This is a genomic window from Lysinibacillus sp. CD3-6 (assembly GCF_006351725.2).
Lineage (GTDB): Bacteria > Bacillota > Bacilli > Bacillales_A > Planococcaceae > Lysinibacillus.
The window spans coordinates 2,633,394-2,650,871 of record NZ_CP085880.1 but is presented as its reverse complement, the minus strand read 5'-3'; the positions used below and the strand labels follow the sequence as shown (position 1 = coordinate 2,650,871).

20 protein-coding genes are annotated in these 17,478 nt (G+C 40.0%); all 20 read left to right on the top strand.

Annotated elements, in window-relative coordinates; translation table 11 throughout:
• Window positions 1-246 precede the first annotated feature (246 nt).
• The 20 genes from FH508_RS12965 (at window position 247) to FH508_RS12870 (ending at window position 17,474) form a co-directional block, all read left to right on the top strand.
• On the top strand, window positions 247-1,545 hold the full coding sequence (locus tag FH508_RS12965; protein WP_228134513.1) for a PIN-like domain-containing protein: 1,299 nt from the start codon (window positions 247-249) through the stop codon (window positions 1,543-1,545).
• Between the two features lie 378 nt (window positions 1,546-1,923).
• Window positions 1,924-2,493 (top strand): hypothetical protein, encoded by a 570-nt coding sequence (locus FH508_RS12960; protein ID WP_172771717.1) that lies wholly within the window; start codon window positions 1,924-1,926, stop codon window positions 2,491-2,493.
• Window positions 2,462-4,267, top strand: coding sequence for a phage terminase large subunit family protein (locus tag FH508_RS12955; protein WP_217270085.1), 1,806 nt, complete (start codon window positions 2,462-2,464; stop codon window positions 4,265-4,267). The genes FH508_RS12960 and FH508_RS12955 overlap by 32 nt, the downstream gene beginning before the upstream one ends.
• 3 nt (window positions 4,268-4,270) lie before the next feature.
• On the top strand, window positions 4,271-4,504 hold the full coding sequence (locus FH508_RS12950) for a DUF6148 family protein (protein ID WP_217270084.1): 234 nt from the start codon (window positions 4,271-4,273) through the stop codon (window positions 4,502-4,504).
• Window positions 4,505-4,516: 12 nt separating this feature from the next.
• Window positions 4,517-6,073, top strand: coding sequence for a phage portal protein (locus FH508_RS12945; RefSeq protein ID WP_172771715.1), 1,557 nt, complete (start codon window positions 4,517-4,519; stop codon window positions 6,071-6,073).
• 3 nt (window positions 6,074-6,076) lie between these two features.
• Entirely contained in the window at window positions 6,077-7,141 is a 1,065-nt protein-coding gene (locus tag FH508_RS12940; RefSeq protein ID WP_172771714.1) for a head maturation protease, ClpP-related, read from the top strand.
• Between the two features lies 1 nt (window position 7,142).
• Window positions 7,143-7,508 carry a head decoration protein gene (locus FH508_RS12935; protein ID WP_172771713.1) on the top strand — a complete coding sequence of 122 codons (366 nt, stop codon included), beginning with the start codon at window positions 7,143-7,145 and terminating at the stop codon, window positions 7,506-7,508.
• A gap of 4 nt (window positions 7,509-7,512) precedes the next feature.
• Window positions 7,513-8,538, top strand: coding sequence for a major capsid protein (locus tag FH508_RS12930; RefSeq protein ID WP_172771712.1), 1,026 nt, complete (start codon window positions 7,513-7,515; stop codon window positions 8,536-8,538).
• Between the two features lie 12 nt (window positions 8,539-8,550).
• Window positions 8,551-8,916 carry a hypothetical protein gene (locus FH508_RS12925; protein ID WP_172771711.1) on the top strand — a complete coding sequence of 122 codons (366 nt, stop codon included), beginning with the start codon at window positions 8,551-8,553 and terminating at the stop codon, window positions 8,914-8,916.
• Window positions 8,909-9,238, top strand: coding sequence for a hypothetical protein (locus FH508_RS12920; RefSeq protein ID WP_172771710.1), 330 nt, complete (start codon window positions 8,909-8,911; stop codon window positions 9,236-9,238). Before FH508_RS12925 ends, FH508_RS12920 begins: the two co-directional genes overlap by 8 nt.
• Before the next feature lie 8 nt (window positions 9,239-9,246).
• Window positions 9,247-9,795 carry a phage tail protein gene (locus FH508_RS12915; RefSeq protein WP_172771709.1) on the top strand — a complete coding sequence of 183 codons (549 nt, stop codon included), beginning with the start codon at window positions 9,247-9,249 and terminating at the stop codon, window positions 9,793-9,795.
• Between the two features lie 4 nt (window positions 9,796-9,799).
• The gene (locus FH508_RS12910) at window positions 9,800-10,294 is read left to right on the top strand and encodes a hypothetical protein (protein ID WP_025219710.1); all 495 of its coding nucleotides are present in this window, start codon (window positions 9,800-9,802) and stop codon (window positions 10,292-10,294) included.
• Window positions 10,287-10,586 carry a hypothetical protein gene (locus FH508_RS12905; protein WP_228134068.1) on the top strand — a complete coding sequence of 100 codons (300 nt, stop codon included), beginning with the start codon at window positions 10,287-10,289 and terminating at the stop codon, window positions 10,584-10,586. The genes FH508_RS12910 and FH508_RS12905 overlap by 8 nt, the downstream gene beginning before the upstream one ends.
• The gene (locus tag FH508_RS12900) at window positions 10,583-12,025 is read left to right on the top strand and encodes a phage tail sheath family protein (protein ID WP_172771707.1); all 1,443 of its coding nucleotides are present in this window, start codon (window positions 10,583-10,585) and stop codon (window positions 12,023-12,025) included. Before FH508_RS12905 ends, FH508_RS12900 begins: the two co-directional genes overlap by 4 nt.
• A gap of 11 nt (window positions 12,026-12,036) precedes the next feature.
• Window positions 12,037-12,552 carry a phage major tail tube protein gene (locus FH508_RS12895; protein WP_172771706.1) on the top strand — a complete coding sequence of 172 codons (516 nt, stop codon included), beginning with the start codon at window positions 12,037-12,039 and terminating at the stop codon, window positions 12,550-12,552.
• 21 nt (window positions 12,553-12,573) lie between these two features.
• A complete protein-coding gene (locus tag FH508_RS12890) occupies window positions 12,574-12,915 on the top strand; it encodes a phage tail assembly protein (protein WP_172771705.1) in 342 nt (113 codons plus the stop codon).
• Window positions 12,916-13,071: 156 nt separating this feature from the next.
• Window positions 13,072-15,843 (top strand): phage tail tape measure protein, encoded by a 2,772-nt coding sequence (locus FH508_RS12885; RefSeq protein ID WP_172771704.1) that lies wholly within the window; start codon window positions 13,072-13,074, stop codon window positions 15,841-15,843.
• A complete protein-coding gene (locus tag FH508_RS12880) occupies window positions 15,836-16,051 on the top strand; it encodes a tail protein X (protein WP_172771703.1) in 216 nt (71 codons plus the stop codon). Before FH508_RS12885 ends, FH508_RS12880 begins: the two co-directional genes overlap by 8 nt.
• A complete protein-coding gene (locus tag FH508_RS12875) occupies window positions 16,048-17,067 on the top strand; it encodes a phage late control D family protein (protein ID WP_172771702.1) in 1,020 nt (339 codons plus the stop codon). The genes FH508_RS12880 and FH508_RS12875 overlap by 4 nt, the downstream gene beginning before the upstream one ends.
• The gene (locus tag FH508_RS12870; protein WP_172771701.1) at window positions 17,067-17,474 is read left to right on the top strand and encodes a phage baseplate assembly protein V; all 408 of its coding nucleotides are present in this window, start codon (window positions 17,067-17,069) and stop codon (window positions 17,472-17,474) included. The genes FH508_RS12875 and FH508_RS12870 overlap by 1 nt, the downstream gene beginning before the upstream one ends.
• Window positions 17,475-17,478: the final 4 nt, after the last annotated feature.

The following is a 17,478-nucleotide window of genomic DNA, read 5'->3' as shown; positions in this document are numbered from 1 at the left end:
AAGCTCATGATTTGAATGTGGTGTAAAGTATTGAGAAATCTAACTTTTTAACACTTTCTGTACCTTAACAGAATATAAGATATGTTAATGTTATGTGTAGTAAGTACAACCATTTGGAATGATATAGCTTTGTACTAAAATCTATTTTTTATAAAGTTTGCTATTTTATTAAAATATAGAGAAGTATTTGGTAAAATAGTTATTAAATACTTTGTAATGATTTAGGAGGAATTTGAGTTGAGAAAAATGTTTCAAGGTTTCCTTACAGATAATGAGGAAGAATATAAAGAATTATGGGAAAAAGCATTAATTGCTGTTGATACAAACGTACTTATTAATCTTTATAAATATACAACAAAAGATACATATAAAACGTTCTTTGATATTCTTAAGGAATTAAAGGATAAGAATAGATTATTTATTCCTCACCAAGTTGCATTAGAATATTTCTATAACTATGAAAAAAATATGAACTTACAGCAAGAGGGCTATAAAAAATTAGCAAATAAGTTAATGTGCTTAAAAGAAAGTGCAAATACAAACATTAAATCTATAGAAAGTGAATATCCTTTTCTAAAAATTGATGATTTTAAATTTTTTGTTAAAGACTTAGAAGAAGCAAATAAAAAAGTAAAAGAACAGTTAGATAAAGAGCTTGAGTCTTTACCTGATGTTAAAGAAATTGAAAATAATATTATAGAATTACTAAATGAAATTGTTGGTCAATCTTATAACCAAAAAAAAATTGAAGCGATTCAAAAAGATGGGGAATATAGATTCTTATATAAAGTACCCCCAGGTTGGGAAGACGATACAGACCCAAATAAACAGGGGTTTAGAACTTATGGATCTATGATGTATCAACAAAAATATGGTGACTTGATTATGTGGCATCAGATGATGGATAAAGCAAAAGCCTCGTCTAAACCAATTATCTTTATTACTGAGGAAAAGAAAGAGGATTGGTGGGAAAAAGATAAAAAAGCAATTAAAAGACCTCAGCCTCATCTAATACAAGAATTTTTTGAGGTAACAAAGCAAAAATTCAACATGTTTAGAATTGAAAGATTTGTTGAAAATGCAAAAACTTATTTAAATATACAAGTATCTAATGAACAAATAGAAAACTTGACTACTCAAGTTAGAAATATTAGAAAGATTGCAGAGAAACAATTGGATCAAGAATATATATTAAGAAAAAAGTTAAATGTAAGCGAATTGTTTCAATATCTAAATGATGGTGATAAAGCTACATTTGATATAATGTTAGAATCATCCAATGATATAAACTTAGATGGAAAAACAGCGAATTTTAGACACAATAAGGCTATAGAATGGGCATTACTTAATTCCTTACCTAAGTTAGAGGATAGAGTAAGAGAATTAGGAGTTATATTAACTAGTTATAATCCTGCAATGGCAGCGACCGTATTTTATACCTTAAAAGAATTACCGAAGAATGTTTATCAGAGATCCTCACTCCTTTTAGATGCAATAGATTTTGCAGAAAGTAAGATAGATTTTTACCAAGGACAGGGATATTAATTTTTAATTAAGATTTAAAATGAAGTGTTATTAATACCACCATAACCTAAATTGATTAACAAAGCTTTAATTGTAATTAAGGGGACATTTATTTCGTTTTTTCTTAAACTAACAATGCGAATGGCAGACTTTTGGCAGTAATTTGGCAGGATGTTGGCACACTCTTTCGAAATAAACATGCTATTATGGTAGTATGCAATATCTATCAAACAACATAACGATAGGCGATGTAGCACATGCTGCGTCGTCTTTTTTTGTCTTAGGTTCTTCTACCCAAGAACGCCAACCTGCGGGTCTCCGAGGCCCGAAAAAGGGCTAGATATAGTGTGAAAAGAATTGTTCCTTCCAGCCATGAAATTTTGTGAGGTGAGTACATGTGTGACAGCGAAAACGAAATTGGATAATCGAACGATTGTCAATACGAAAACGATTGCCAAAATGTTTAATATGACAGAAAGAAATGTTCGTTATTTAGTTGAAGAAGGTGTGATTGCACGTGTTGCTCATGGCCGCTATGATCTGATCGATACCGTCAGTCGCTACATTACTTTTTTGAAAATGTCCTTTGATGGCATTGATGAGAACAAGGTGATGGAGTCTTTAGATTATGAGAAATGGCTGCATGAGAAGGCGAAGCGGGAGAAGGCTGAAATTGAGTTGGCGCATCTAAAACGAGAAATGCATAAGGCGGATGAGGTGGAGAAAATTCAAAATCACATGGTCATGGCGTTTCGTTCAAAGATGCTGTCGCTCCCCTCAAAGTCTGCATTACTTTTAGCGAGTAAGGATGACCCGAAAATGATAGAAGCATTACTGGAAAGAGATATTCATGAGGCATTAGCTGAGCTTGCTGAGTATGATGCAGCACAGTATTTTACAGAAGATAATGTTGAACTAGAAGTGGAAGGTGATGAAGATGGTCCAAAAACAGACAATGAGTCTATTTAAAGGAATTGCTAGCTTAGTAGCACCTCCTCCAAAGCTTACGGTATCACAGTGGGCGGATAAGCATCGTGTATTATCTAAGGAATCATCAGCTGAGCATGGGCGATGGAATACGGAGCGTGCGCCATATCAAAGAGAGATTATGGATGCAGTCAATGATCCAGGGGTTGACCAAATTGTCGTAATGTCTTCTGCGCAAGTTGGGAAATCCGAAATATTAAACAATATTATCGGTTACTATATCGATTATGATCCGTCTCCAATGCTTTTAATGCAGCCAACGCTTGAAATGGCAGAGGCTTATTCAAAAGACCGGATAGCCGCCATGATACGGGATACACCAACATTAACGAAGAAAATTAATAGTCCAAAGGCGAAGGATGGAAATAATACATTGCTACAAAAGAAGTTTCCTGGTGGTCATCTAACGCTTGTTGGTGCCAATTCACCTGCAAGTCTATCTTCTCGTCCTGTTCGTTTAATCCTTGCTGACGAAGTAGACCGGTTCCCAGCATCTGCAGGTGCAGAAGGAGATCCGTTAGCACTTGCGCAGAAGCGGACAAAGACTTTTTGGAACAGTAAATGGGTATCGGTATCGACACCTACTATAAAAGGTGCATCGAGAATTGAAGCTGAATATGAGGAAAGCACAATGGAACAATGGTGTGTATCTTGTCCGAGCTGTGGGTTATTTCAACCGTATAGTTGGCCACAAATTCGTTTTCAGACGGTGACAATGGAATGTGTGCATTGTAAAGCAAAACATAACGAAGTGGAGTGGAAGTCACGTCCTGGTAAATGGATTGCGCGAAATCCTGAAGCGTCGAAGCGAGGTTTTCATTTGAATGCACTAGCATCACCTTGGGAGAAGTGGGCAAAGATTATTGCGGAATTTAAAGAAGCGAAACGTAAAGGGCTAGAAACATTTAAAACGTGGGTCAATACAACGCTTGGGGAATCTTGGGAAGAAAAGACTAACGATCAAGACCATACAAAGCTTGTTTCCAGACGTGTTCGTTATGATTGTGAAGTGCCTAAAGATGTTTTAGTGCTGACAGCTGGTGTCGATGTGCAAGATGACCGTCTAGAAGTGGAGATAGTAGGCTGGGGAGTGGATGAAATTTCCTGGGGAATAGCATATAAAATATTTTACGGTGATCCTGCGCAGCAAGCTGTATGGAATCAAGTTGATGCATTTTTATTAAAGGATTATATTCGGAACGACGGTGTAAAGCTTTGTGTTGCTGCCACTTGTGTGGATTCAGGTGGGCATTATACAAGTGAGGTCTATGATTTTTGTAAAGATAGGGAGCATCGCCGTGTATTTGCGATTAAAGGAAAGGGCGGTAATGGCGTCCCTTATATTAATAAACCGTCAAAAGTAGGTAGACAACAAGTGCATTTATTTACGCTTGGCGTCAATGAAGGGAAGGATTTAATTTATTCCCGATTGAAAAATAAATATGAAGATAAGCCTGGTTATTGCCATTTTCCGTTAGAAGCGGATAAAGGGTATGACGAGGCTTTTTTTATTGGCTTAACGGCAGAAAGAAAAGTGACACGCTTGTTCAAAGGTGTTCCGCGGATTGAATGGGTGAAACGTTCTTCTAATATACGCAATGAACCGCTTGATATACGAAATTATGCAACAGCTGCTTTACGTATTTTAAATCCGGATTTGAACTATCTTGCTGAACACAATTTAACAAGCAACATTTATACGCAAACAACGAGGCGGAAAAAACGTAAGCGGAGAGTGATTTCTAAAGGAGTGTAGAAGATGGCTTTTACAGTTGATGAATGTAGAGAAAGGTTAGCTATTTGGTTGGAGGCAGAGGCGAAAATAGCCATTAATCAGAGTTATTCGTTTGAAAATCGACGTTTTGACCGTGCAAATTTGGCGCAAGTAAGGGATCAAATAAAGTTTTGGAGAAGCGAGTTAGCGCTAGCAGAAATGCGAGAGTATGGTCGAAGCCGTAGACGGGTGATACGAGTTGTGCCGCGTGATTTGTAGGGGGTGTAACAAGTGAACTTATTGGATAAAGCGATTGAGGTTGTTTCGCCTGAAAGAGCATTGAAGCGTGCAGGTGCTCGCAAGCGACTACAAATTATCAATTCAGGTTACGCCAATAGTGGCGCGAATAGGCGTAAAAAATCGATGATTGGTTGGATTTTTAAAGGTGGTTCCACAAAAGAAGATATCGATGACAATCAAGATACGTTGCGTCAACGATCTCGTGACCTGTATATGAACACCCCACTTGCTACTGGCTCAATTAAAACGATACGAACGAATGTTGTAGGCTACGGTTTGATTTTAAACAGCCAAATTGACCATGAGTTTTTAGGTTTGTCTATTGAGGAAGCGGATGCATGGGAAACGACAGTTGAACGTGAGTTTGCTCTATGGGCTGATTCTATTATGTGTGATGCGTTGCAAATGAATAATTTTTATGAGTTGCAGCAACTGGCATTTATATCGTGTTTGATGAGTGGAGAGGTGTTTGCAACGTTGCCTTATCGTAACCATCAACAACATTGGTATGGATTACGTGTGCAGCTACTTGAAAGTGACCGTATCTGTAGTCCAAATGGAGCAAGTAAAAACATTATCAATGGCGTGGAGCTTGGTCGGTATGGGGAAGTTGTTGCTTACCATATTTGTGATACACATCCTTTAGCGGAGAGTACCGGTCAGAAAAAGTGGGTACGTATCGACAAGTTTGGTCAGAAGAGCGGACGTCAAAATATATTGCATTTAATGGAGTCTGAACGGCCAGAGCAACGACGAGGTGTGCCAATCCTGGCACCGGTAATTGAGAGCTTAAAACAGCTCGGAAGATATACTGACGCTGAGTTAACGGCTGCCCTTGTGTCTTCACTGTTTACAGTTTTCATTGAAACGAAGGATGAGTATGATGCGCCTCCGTTAGGGTCAGCCATTAATGAACAAGAACAAGTGGATAAAGAGGATGAATTAAGCTATGAACTTGGCGCAGGTGCGATTGTGGCACTTGCTGAAGGTGAAAAAGCAAATACCTCCAATCCAGCACGTAATAATGCCTCATTTGATCCATTTGTTGTAGCTGTTTGTCGTCAAATTGGAACAGCGTTAGAGCTCCCTTATGAAATATTATTAAAACATTTTACATCCAGTTATTCAGCCTCACGAGCTGCACTTTTAGAAGCATGGAAGATGTTTAAGATGCGGCGCACGTTTTTAGCAAATGGTTTTTGCCAGCCAATTTATGAGGAATGGTTAACAGAAGCAATCCTTCTTGGCAGAATTCAAGCACCTGGTTTTTTGGATAATCGATTGGTGCGAAAAGCTTATTGTGGTGCTGAATGGAACGGGCCAACACAAGGACAACTCGACCCATTAAAAGAAGTACAGGCTGCGATGTTACGTGTGGAAAATGAATTTAGCACGAGAGCACGTGAAACGGTTGAACTAACAGGGGGTAACTACTGGCTTAATCATGCACAGCGTGTGCGTGAAGAACAAGCACGTCGCGAGGCGGGGCTCGATTTGAGTTATTTAGAAATTATGAAAAATATTGTACAGGAGAAAGGGGTGAGATAGACGATGAGGATTGACCTTCGTGGCGCGATTGTACCAGACGGAGAACAATGGATTTATGACTGGTATGGGATTCCTGCTGTTAGCCCTAAACGCATTATGCAGCAAATTGATAAAGCAATATCAAGTAACGAAAAAGAGCTGATCGTTAATATTAATAGTCCTGGTGGATCTGTTTATGCAGCGTCCGAAATATGGTCGCATATTAAAAAATTTCCTGGTGATTCTGTAGCAGAAATTACGGGCGTTTGTGCAAGTGCAGCGTCCATTATTGCAATGGCTACGAAACGAACAGTTATAGCTCCTGTAGGCGCATTAATGATTCATAATGCATCGACTATTGCACAAGGTGATTATCGTGAAATGGAAGCGATGAAGCAATTATTAATCAAAACAAATGAAGCGATAATGCAAACCTATAAAGTGAAAACGAAAAAGTCAGACGATGAGTTAAAGCAGATGATGGACGCGGAGACTTGGATGAATGCACAGCAAGCAGTGGAGCATGGCTTTGTCGATAGCATTATGTTTACAGAGGATGTAGAAGTCGTTGCTTCAGCACAAATGGCACAGGATTTTGGCTCCAATGGTTTATTACCTAAAGCAGTAATCGACAAAATGCGCAAATTGTTAGCGAGAGAGCCAAATTTAGTCGTCAACAACAATGTTTCACTAACAAGCGAGCAAGTAGCAGTGGAAGGAGAGAAACAACAAATGGATGTAAAGGAATTAGAAAGTAAACACCCTGACTTAGTCGAGCAAATTCGCAATAAAGCCAAAGAAGATGCAATTGCAGCTGAGCGTCAACGTATTCAGGAAATTGAAAATATTGCACTACCTGGCTTTGAAGAAATCGTGAATAAAGCGAAGTTTGAAACAGGCATGACGGCTGCTGAAACAGCGTTACAACTGTTAAACGCGCAGACGCAACAACGTACAACGAAGCTAGTAAATATCCAACAAGATGCTTCGGTACTTAATGGTATTGAAGGGCAGGAAGCACCAACGAATAATGATGACAATGAAATAGATGCACTTGTTAATAAAGTGTTAGGGAATGGAGTGAAATAGCATGCCGATTTTAGAGTTTGATAATTTACTAGGCGGCTTTCAAACAGATGTCGTTTCAGAGCATATCACAGTAGCGGCAAACCAAGAATTATCAGTAGGACAAGTATTTGCTCTGAATGAAAAAGGTCAAGCGGTTGCCATGACGAAAACGAGTTCGGCAAAAGATGTTTACGGTATTATGGCGGATGCCATTGCAACATCGGCTGATGAAACGAAACCGGCTGTTTGTTACAAGCGTGGAGAATTTAATGTCCGTAAAATTATTTTACCTGCGGATGCAGATGAAGTACCCTATCATATCGCTCTAAGCAATATCGGGATCACATTAAGAAATACTGTGCCAGCAGACCCGCAAAAGGAGGAATAGATCAATGGCTATCAATTTATTTGAAACACGTACAATGCTAAAGTTTTCCGAGCGCATGCCTCGTGTCACGACATTTTTACGAGATATGTTATTTACTGATACAGAACTATCGCCGACAAACATAGTCGATGTAGATATTAAAAAAGGACGTGCCAAAATTGCACCGTATGTAAGTGAAAAAATCGGCGGTAAAGTTGTAGAAAATAGCGGCTATCGGACAGAAACATTTGCACCACCATTAGTTGCACCTACGACGATTACAACAGCTGCGGATTTACAAAATCGTTCAATGGGCGAAAATTTATATTCTTCTCGTACGCCAGACGAGCGAGCAGCGGCAAAACTAGTGAAAGATTTAAAAGAGCTCGACACCATGATTACGCGTCGAGAAGAAGTGATGTGTGCGCAAGCGATTTTTGATGGTGAAATTAATGTGAAAGGCGCAGGTGTCGATTATGTGATTTCGTTTAATCATACCAATCGAGAGACGCTTTCAGGGTCGAACTTATGGAGTGCTTTTACATCACAAAAATATGCTGATTTGAAACGTTGGGTACGAACTGTCCAAGAAACAGGCTTTGTAAACGTTGATAATGTAGTCATATCACCAGATGTAACGGATGTCCTGTTGAGGGATAATGACATATTACAACTATTAGATATTCGCAATGTAAATATTGGTGAACTGAAGCCTGAAAGGTTACCAAATGGTGCAACGTATATCGGTACAATTGCAGGGGTAGGTCGTATTTATGAATATGCTAGTAGCTATTATGATGATGTCGATAATAAGGTGAAGCCAATTGTGCCTCCTGGAACGATTGCCTTGCTAGCGACAGAAGCAGATTTTTCCATGGCCTATGCAGCCATCACCATTGCTAAAGGGGAGGATTTAATCACTTACGAAGCGGATCGTGTCCCTGATTCTTGGACGGAAAAACGCCCTGCTCGAAAAATTTTGCAATTAAGTGCCAAACCGTTGCCGATTCCAAAAGAAGTAAATAGCTGGTTTGTAGCGAAAGTGCTATAAGGGGGAACGCATATGATTCGAGCAAAACATACGATTCGTCACGATAATGTGTTTTATGCAAAAGGAGCGATTATCGATGGGTTAACAGAAGCAGAGGAATCACGATTAGTTCACTTAAAGGCAGCGGAGTATGTACTTTCGCCAGAAGAGGAGCTTCAAAAGCAGAGAGTTGAAAATCAAAAGGTAACGATACCTGTAGAAGAAATGGAAGAGCTTCGCATTGCGCTCGACACTGAATACAATGCAGAAGATCTAAAACGTACAGCAAAAGATGTTGGGGTAGATTTAACAGGTGTTTCGAAAAAAGACGACGTCATACAAGCGATTATCCAGCAAGGAAAAGCGCATGCGATGTTAGAGGACGACACCGATGAATAGGACATTTAAAGACCTTGTAGCCGAGGATTTAGATGTCTTTTTTAATTGTCTGGAATTGGCGGAGGTGCATGAATTAGACGGAGAATTCCTTGATGTAGTTATAGAAAGTAACGTGGAAAATGTGAAAGACTATAGCCGTGATCAGTTAAGTGCGTCTCAAGAAGTGTTTGTCCATCTTAAAACAATTTTTGTGAAAAGTTGCGATTTCTATGTTCCGAAAGTAGGCAACCTTCTGATGTTGGATGGCGAAGAATACTATGTCGAAGAAGCGAGCGAGGACATGGGGATTATCCGCATTGTCGTTAGCGCAAATGAAAGTTAGGAGACAAAATGATTGAACTAAAAATGCATCAAGTGGAAGTGTTAGAAGCACTGTTTGCTACAACACCAAAAGAAGCACGGATGCTATTTGCTCGTGCAATTAATCGATCTGCAGAATCTTCAAGAACGAAGGCGAGTCAGGAAGTTAAAGCTAAGTATGTGATTCGAGCCCTAGATGTAAAAAAGCCGATGAAGGTCAAGAAAGCGACCGCTAGCCAGCTATCAGCACATGTTCATATAAGCGGGGGTGTAACGCCATTAATGAAGTTTGATATCACACCCACAATGCCCGATGACATGCCAGTGCGTGCTCGTGTGAAAAAAGGTAGTAGTAAAAAACTCATTCCACATGCCTTTGTTGCAAAAATGGATAATGCACATATGAACGCTTTTACACGTGTTGGAAAAAGGCGGTTACCGATTAAGGGACGATATGGACCTTCAATAGCACAAATGACGAGAGAGCCAAAAGTATTTACTAATATTACGACTCATGCACAAAAAACATTGGATAAACGGCTTGACCATGAAATGAACCGACTATTATACGGAGGCTGATAAGATGGATGCTTTAAATATGACCGATGAATTAGTTGCCTTTTTTACAGAAGCTTTGGCAGATATGCGCTTGCAAACGAAAGATGAAGATATATGGAAACCACCGACAGTATATGATGGCTATTTGCCACCGAAGAAGAATGCACGACGTGGTGATGACGATACCGAACAGGACGACTACCCATTCGTCATTGTTCGTTTTTTGTATGAAAAAGATAATTTAAAAGATAGTAATACGATACAATTTAGATTTTTAATTGGTACGTATAGCAAGGATGAACGCCAAGGGTGGCGAGATACGCTGCATGTCATGAACCGGATGAAATTTGCGTTAAAAGAAGTCGGATTTGTAGGCCCTGGTTCATTATCAGGTGATATCGAAATGGCGCTTTTTGAAGAGCAAATGAAACCGCTGTGGCGTGGCGTCATGGAAGTCGAATTTGCAACACCAGCAGTTCAATTAGATAGGAGTGAGTTTGGAGATGCCTTCAATGATTAAAATTCAACAAGCATCACTACAACAAGTAGGTCAAGTTATTACAGAGAGTGTACCGCAGGAGATTCTTATCTATGTAGGGCCACCCGTAATCGGTTTACAACGTTTCAGTTCTTTTGTTGGGGGGTACCCGGAGCATTTTAAAGATCACCTTGAAAAATCACCGGCATTTCGAAACATGTTTATTGCCCCCGAAAAGCTCGTGGAGGTTCAACAGCGTTTACTAGATGCGCATTCAGTGGAATCGATGTGGTTTAAAAAAACAGCAGCCTATTTTAGTGAGGTGAAATTGTGATGATACGACATGGTTCAAGAGTACGAGAAGTTCCTACTTCTATTTCTGCACCAGTGTTAGCAACAGCGACGCTTCCGGTTGTTTTTGGCACAGCACCTATTCATTTAGCTGAAACACAGGAAAACGTGAATCAGCCCATTTTAGCCTATTCATTTGCGGAATTTGTGAAAGCACTGGGGTACTCCGATGATTGGGCAAATTACACCCTTTGCGAAATGGCGGATTTAGCATTTAGACAATTTAAAGTAGCACCAGTTGTGTTTGTAAATGTTCTAGATGCAACAAAACATAAAACAAGCAAAACGGAATCCATAACGATTCGAAATAAAAAAGGGGTCATCGAAACAAGTGGGGTTTTATTAAAATCGCTAGTTGTTCAAAAGAATGAAACGAAATTGAAACATGATGAAGACTATATGGCGTCATTTAATGATGATGGCCAAGTTGTACTAGCAATAGTAAAGGGCAATGTAACAACCGTAAATGTCACTTATGATTATGTAACGCCAAATGTCATTACGAACAATCATATTATCGGTGGTTATGATATTGCATCTGGAAAAAGTACAGGTTTAGAGTTGCTGAACAATGTATTTCCTAAACTAGGGATGGTGCCAGGTCTTGTTCTTGCACCTAAGTTTTCGAAAGATCCAACGGTAGCAGCGGTGATGAAAGCAAAGGCTTCATCCATCAATTCCTACTTCAAAGCACAGGTGTTGGATGATGTGAATACCCGTGTTGCAAATACGTATACAAAAGTGAATGAATGGAAAAACACCAACAATTATACGGGTCATAATGAAGTCGTTTGTTGGCCACTTGTTGGCATGGGTGAAAAAGTGTATCACCTTTCGTCTCACATTGCTTGTCGTATTATGAAAACGGCTTATGACAATGGAGATTTTCCTCACGAATCACCATCTAATAAATCATTACCAATGACCAAATTATTAGTAGAGAAAGACAGTGGTTATGAAGAAATTGATTTATCACCGGATCAAGCAGAGTTGCTAAATAACCAAGGTATTACTACCGCTATTAACTTTATTGGTGGATGGCGTGCTTGGGGGAACTATACGGGAGCATACCCTGGCAACACGGATGTCAAAGATATTTTTACGCCTGTTCGGATTACGCACAATTGGTTAGGTAACACCATTATTTTAACAACTTGGAGTATGGTAGATGGTCCGATTGGTCCGCGACTAATTAACAGAGTGTTGGATACGATGGGGATGTGGTTGAACGGTTTACAAGGTCAAGGGGTTTTAATTGGCGGACGCGTTGAATTCAGAAAAGAAGATAACCCTTTAACGGATTTAAATAGCGGAAAAATACGTTTCCGTTATTTAGTAGCAGAACCGACACCAGCGCAAGATATTGATAATATTTTAGAGTTTGATGTGAATTATTATAATGCATTGTTTATCACTGATTAGGGGGGACAAGCATGTTTCCGGAAAAAATAAATGATTTTAGGGTTTTCGTAAATGATAAACCTGATTTATTAGGTATTACGGATGCAGAATTACCCGAGTTAAAATTCATGGCAGAGACTGTGAACGGTGCTGGCATTTTAGGAGAATATGAAGCGCCCAATTACGGTCATTTAGAGTCGATGAAGCTTAAACTCAATTGGCGTGTTATTACAGGGGAGCTAATTGATTTTTATAAACCAGAAAGCTTAAAAATAGACTTACGGATGTCTAATCAAATCTATGATATAAAAAAACGTTCACGCTCTCATGTACCTTCTAGAGTACTTGTGCATGGATCTGTACTAGGAAATCCATTAGGAAAAGTGGCAAAAGGCTCACCGTATGAAGCTTCAACTGAGATTGAGGTTTACTATATAAAGCTTGAGTATAATGGCAAAGTGATGTTTGAATATGATCGTCATAATTATATTTACAAAGTGGACGGCATTGATTACAGCGCAAAAATTCGAGAAGCATTAGGACTTTAATGTAAAAGGAGCAGATGAGAAATGAAGGACAATCGAGAAGTTCAAAATGAAATAAAAGAAGAAGTAGAAAATCTAAATATTAAAGTTATTACTTTACAAAGTCCTATCGAAATTGATGGGACTTTTTTCAATGAAATTAAACTGGATTTTGGCAATATGACCGGCGCTGATGTATTGCAAATTGATACGGAATTAAAAACAGAAGATCACCCAGAAGGATTCAATTCCGTTTACAATCAACATGTTTTATTAAAAATAGCGTCCAAAGCTTCAGGTATTTTACCGGACGATTTAATGAAATTATCGATTGCAGACTTTGTCGAAGTTACCTTTACGGCTCGTAATTTTTTGTTAGGATTATAGGTCCAACGGGAGGCGCAAGAGATATAAGAAAATTACTGCTTGTCATGGCCTCTAATTCTTTTACCTCCATTGACTATTGGGCACAACAATCCTTTCTGTCACTGAAAGAGTGGAAAGAGGTACTGGAAGAAGTACTAGAGGAAGGAGCGAAAAAAGATGGCTAGATCAAGATCGTATGATATGACTTTCGAGATTAACGGGAAAGTCGCTAGCTCCTTCAACAATGTTTTTAACAAAGCCACAACAAACCTGAATGATTTAAAAAAACGCTCACGTGAAGCACAGCGTGAAATGGCTCGCCTCGGTCGCGAGTTCCGTAATGGCAAGATACATCAGTCTCAATATGCAGAAGGTACTGCAAAACTAGCACGTGAATTAAAACAGCTAGAAGGAAGCCAACGCCGTCTTAATGCGCTGAAATCTACCTTTGATAGTGGCATGAATAAAGCGAAACGTGCTGCAGGTGTGGCAGTGGGTGGTACTGCAGTTGCAGCGACAACAGTGGCTTTGTCATCATTGAATAAAGCAGCGGATTTTGAAGCGCAGATGGCCAAAGCAGGTGCGAAAACCGAGGCTACTCGAATGGAAATGGCAGCTTTAAATAAAGAGGCATTACGATTAGGAGCCAATTCGAGTTTATCAGCGTCACAGGTTGCAGTTGCAATGGATGAGCTCGGTGCAAAAGGTTTTGACGCCAATAAAATTATCGCAGCAATACCTGGCTTAATTGCAGCGACAGAAGCATCGAGTGAAGATTTAGCGTTGGTTTCGAACGTTGTTACATCCGCCATTAATGCTTACGGTCTGGAAGCGAAAGAGGCAAGTCGGGTTGCCGATGTGATGGCCATGAGTGCCAATAAAACAGCTGCCGGTGTCGCTGATTTAGGCTTTTCATTTAAATATGCTGCGCCAGTCGCTAATACACTCGGTATTCAATTAGAGGAGTTGGCAGCGTCTACAGGTATTTTAGTGGACAAAGGTTTGGCTGGGGAACAGGCCGGAACAGCCTTGCGTATGGCTTTAATTCGATTATCTAAGCCACCAACAGAAGCCAAAAAAGCGCTAAAGGCTTTAAACATTACGGCTATCGATTCTAAGGGGAAATTTAAAAGTCTTACTCAACTTTCGCAAGATTGGGAAAAGGCAACCGCCAAACTTTCTGAAACACAAAAAGTACAGTATGCGGCAACGATTTTCGGTACTGAGGCTTCTACCGCCATGTTAAGTCTATTTGGATCTGGTCCAGCTAAAATTAATGAAATGACAAAGTCGCTTGAAAATAGTAGTGGGGCTGCAGCAAAAGCGGCTGCGGTAATGAAAGATAATTATGCCGGTGCGAAAGAGCAAATGTTTAGTGCACTTGAATCAGCTCAAATAGCTATAGCAACCCCGACATTGAATGTGTTTAAAGATACATTTCAAGGTTTAACCGCCATGATTGACGATGGTATGCCAAAGATTGAATCTTTAGGAGAAAAAATCGCATGGGGTTTGCGTGATATATTAGAACCTTTTGCAACTTTAAAACCAAAGCTAACACCAGAAATCAGGCATGATCCAGAAGCCTTTAAGGAATATGAAAAAGCTTTGGCCAAATTTCAACATTTTGATGGGATGGATTTAGGCGATAAAGTCATTTATATGTTGGATACGGCTACTGCTAAAGCGGAGGAGTGGCTAGGTGGCAGCGGCGGCCAAGCAATGGAAAAAATCTTCTCTAAACTTGGAGAAATAGCAGTTAAAGCATTTTTCGGAGCATTTACAGGTTCTTTAAAAGCAGCCGGCGGTAATGCATTAAACGGCAATTTTGCAGGCGCACTTGGCATGGGTGCTGTAACTTGGATGCTTGGTGGTGGAGCACTTGTAAAAGGTGCTATCGGTGCAGGTCGATGGGCATTGGAGAAACGAGGCGGGAAAGGAGCAAGGAAAGATTCCGCATCTTCTCAAGATACTTCAAGTGTTGAAACAGCATCTACAAAAGCAAAAGGAAAAAAATCAAAAGCCAAAAGAACCAAGGGAGCAGCGCAAGCAGCCACTGCAACTTTATGTGAAGTCACAACAGCGCCAACAAGCTCAAAAGAAAAGAAATCGAAAACTAAAGGAACAAACAAAGGCGCAGCCAAAGTAGCTCCTAAAGCTAGACAAGCATCTGCTTTATCTCAAATCTTTAACAAAGGGAAAAATGCCGTAAAAGGTGGCGGAAAGGCGCTAACGACTGTTGCGAAAGGGATTGGTAAAGGCTTTGCGCCAATCGGTTTAGCAATGGGTGTTCATGATATTTTTAAATCAAAAGATAAAGTTAAAACGACAGCACAAACAGCCGGTGGATTTGCAGGTGGACTTGGTGGTGCCAAACTAGGAGCGGCTATCGGAACAGCTATTGCCCCAGGAATCGGTACAACCCTTGGTCTTCTGTTAGGTGGAGCTGCTGGCTACATTGGGGGAAAATGGGCCGGTGGAAAAGCGGTAGATACAGCGCGTGGAGGACAGCGAGCTGCAAGTCATGCACCATCTGATAAAGGACGTACTGAGGTAACCAAATCAGTGGATACTACAAAATTAAATGCAGCTGCGACACAACTTGCAACTACGTTTGAGACGACGCATACAGCATTTACAAAACTAGAAACAAGTATTAGTACGACTACTGCCAATATGGATAATTTAACGAAGTATACAGGACAAGGCAGCACGGAATTTGTTACGTCCTTTGCTTCATTAAAAGTAACTACCGATCTATCCAATACAAATATGTCAACGTTAGCATCAACCATCGGACAAGCTACGGGGTGGGTTTCATCTATCCAAGGTATTCAACCTGCTGTCCATCATGTGATCGTCGCGTTAAATCGACTTCGCACACGTATCGACAATATGCAGATTCAAGGTGCTGGCGGCGCTATATCAAGGAGGACGCAATATGAATAGCTATACAACCATCCAGGGAGATACGTGGGATTTAATTGCCTATCGGTTATGGGGGAGCGAGTATTTGCTCCCTCTTTTACTTGAAGCAAATCCAAAGCATCGTGACACAATTATTTTTACGGGTGATGTTGTTTTAAACGTTCCGGTCATCGATACAGCGATTTATTCACCACGTCCTGCATGGCTTGGGGAGCACGATGATGTATGACGATGGCTAGACGAACAGAGCTAAATGTAAACTACAATAATACACGTTTGACCGATGAATTGGGAGACGATTTATTAGATTGGACGTATACCGATAATTTAAGTGGAGAAATCGATGATTTACAGCTTGTTTTACAGGATGCGGATGTGCATTGGTTAAATGACTGGTTCCCATCGAAAGGTTCCCTGATAGAAGCTGAAGTTGCAAAAACTCATTGGGCAGATCGCGTTGTAAAAACGAAGCTAGGAAAGTTTGAGGTAGATGAATTAATTGGTGATGGACCACCAACAAACATGACGATTAAGGCGTTAGCTGTTCCCGAATCCAATTCCATTCGAGGTGAAAATAAATCGAAGGCATGGGAAAACGCGACGCTAAAACAAGTAGTACAAGATATTGCGAAAGCGAATCGTTTAAAGCTTTTTTGGGAAACAACTGAAAATCCTAAAAAAGATCGCTATGAGCAAGAATCTGAAACGGATTTAGCCTTTTTGCATCGATTATGTAAAGACGAGGGGTTATGTCTTAAATTATCTAATAGTGCCATTGTGGTATTAGATGAGGCGGATTATGAGGCGAAACCTGTAGTTGATACAATACTGCGTGTGAGTAAAGAAACGTCTAACATTCAAGTACTTCATTGGCGTTTCAATACAACACTTACGGGGACGTATAAAGCTTGCCGAGTACAGTCACATGATGCTGGGAAAAAGAAGACGATTAAGGCAACATTCACACCTCCAAAGGCGCCAAAAGTCGGCCGTACATTAGTCGTAAAGGAAGAGGTTAAATCGGTGGCAGAAGCTCAAAAACTGGCGAAAAAACGATTGAGAGAAGTGAATAAAGATGCTACTACGATTCAATTGGTTGTTATCAGTGAAATGCATATCGATGCAGGCATGACGTTTGATTTAATCGGGTTTGGCCGTTTGAACGGAAAGTATATCGTGACGAGGGTACAACATCACAAAAGCAAAATAACACTCGATTTGCGTAAATGTTTGGAGGGATATTGATGCGTGTGCAAGTTGGCGAAGTCACAACCATTGATCCAACAAATGGAACAGCAAGGGTGAAAATTGAAGAGCAAGACAACAAAATATCAGCACCGTTGCGTGTGTTATATCGCGGAACTTTAAAAAATAAGGATTACTGGATGCCGAAGATTGGTGAACATGTACTTTGTTTATTTACAAAACAAAGTGAAGGCTTTATTGTAGGAGCTTTTTATTCAGAAGGCACACAACCACCCTGTAGCGAATCAGAGAAACGATGTATCGAGTTCGAAGATGGTAGTGTGATAGATTATGACGCTAAAACACATACATTGCATCTTAATATAACTGGTGAAATCAATATCCAAACAAAAGGGCCTGTTACAGTAAATGGCCAAATACTTTCACCAATTGCTAGTACTTCATAAAGGA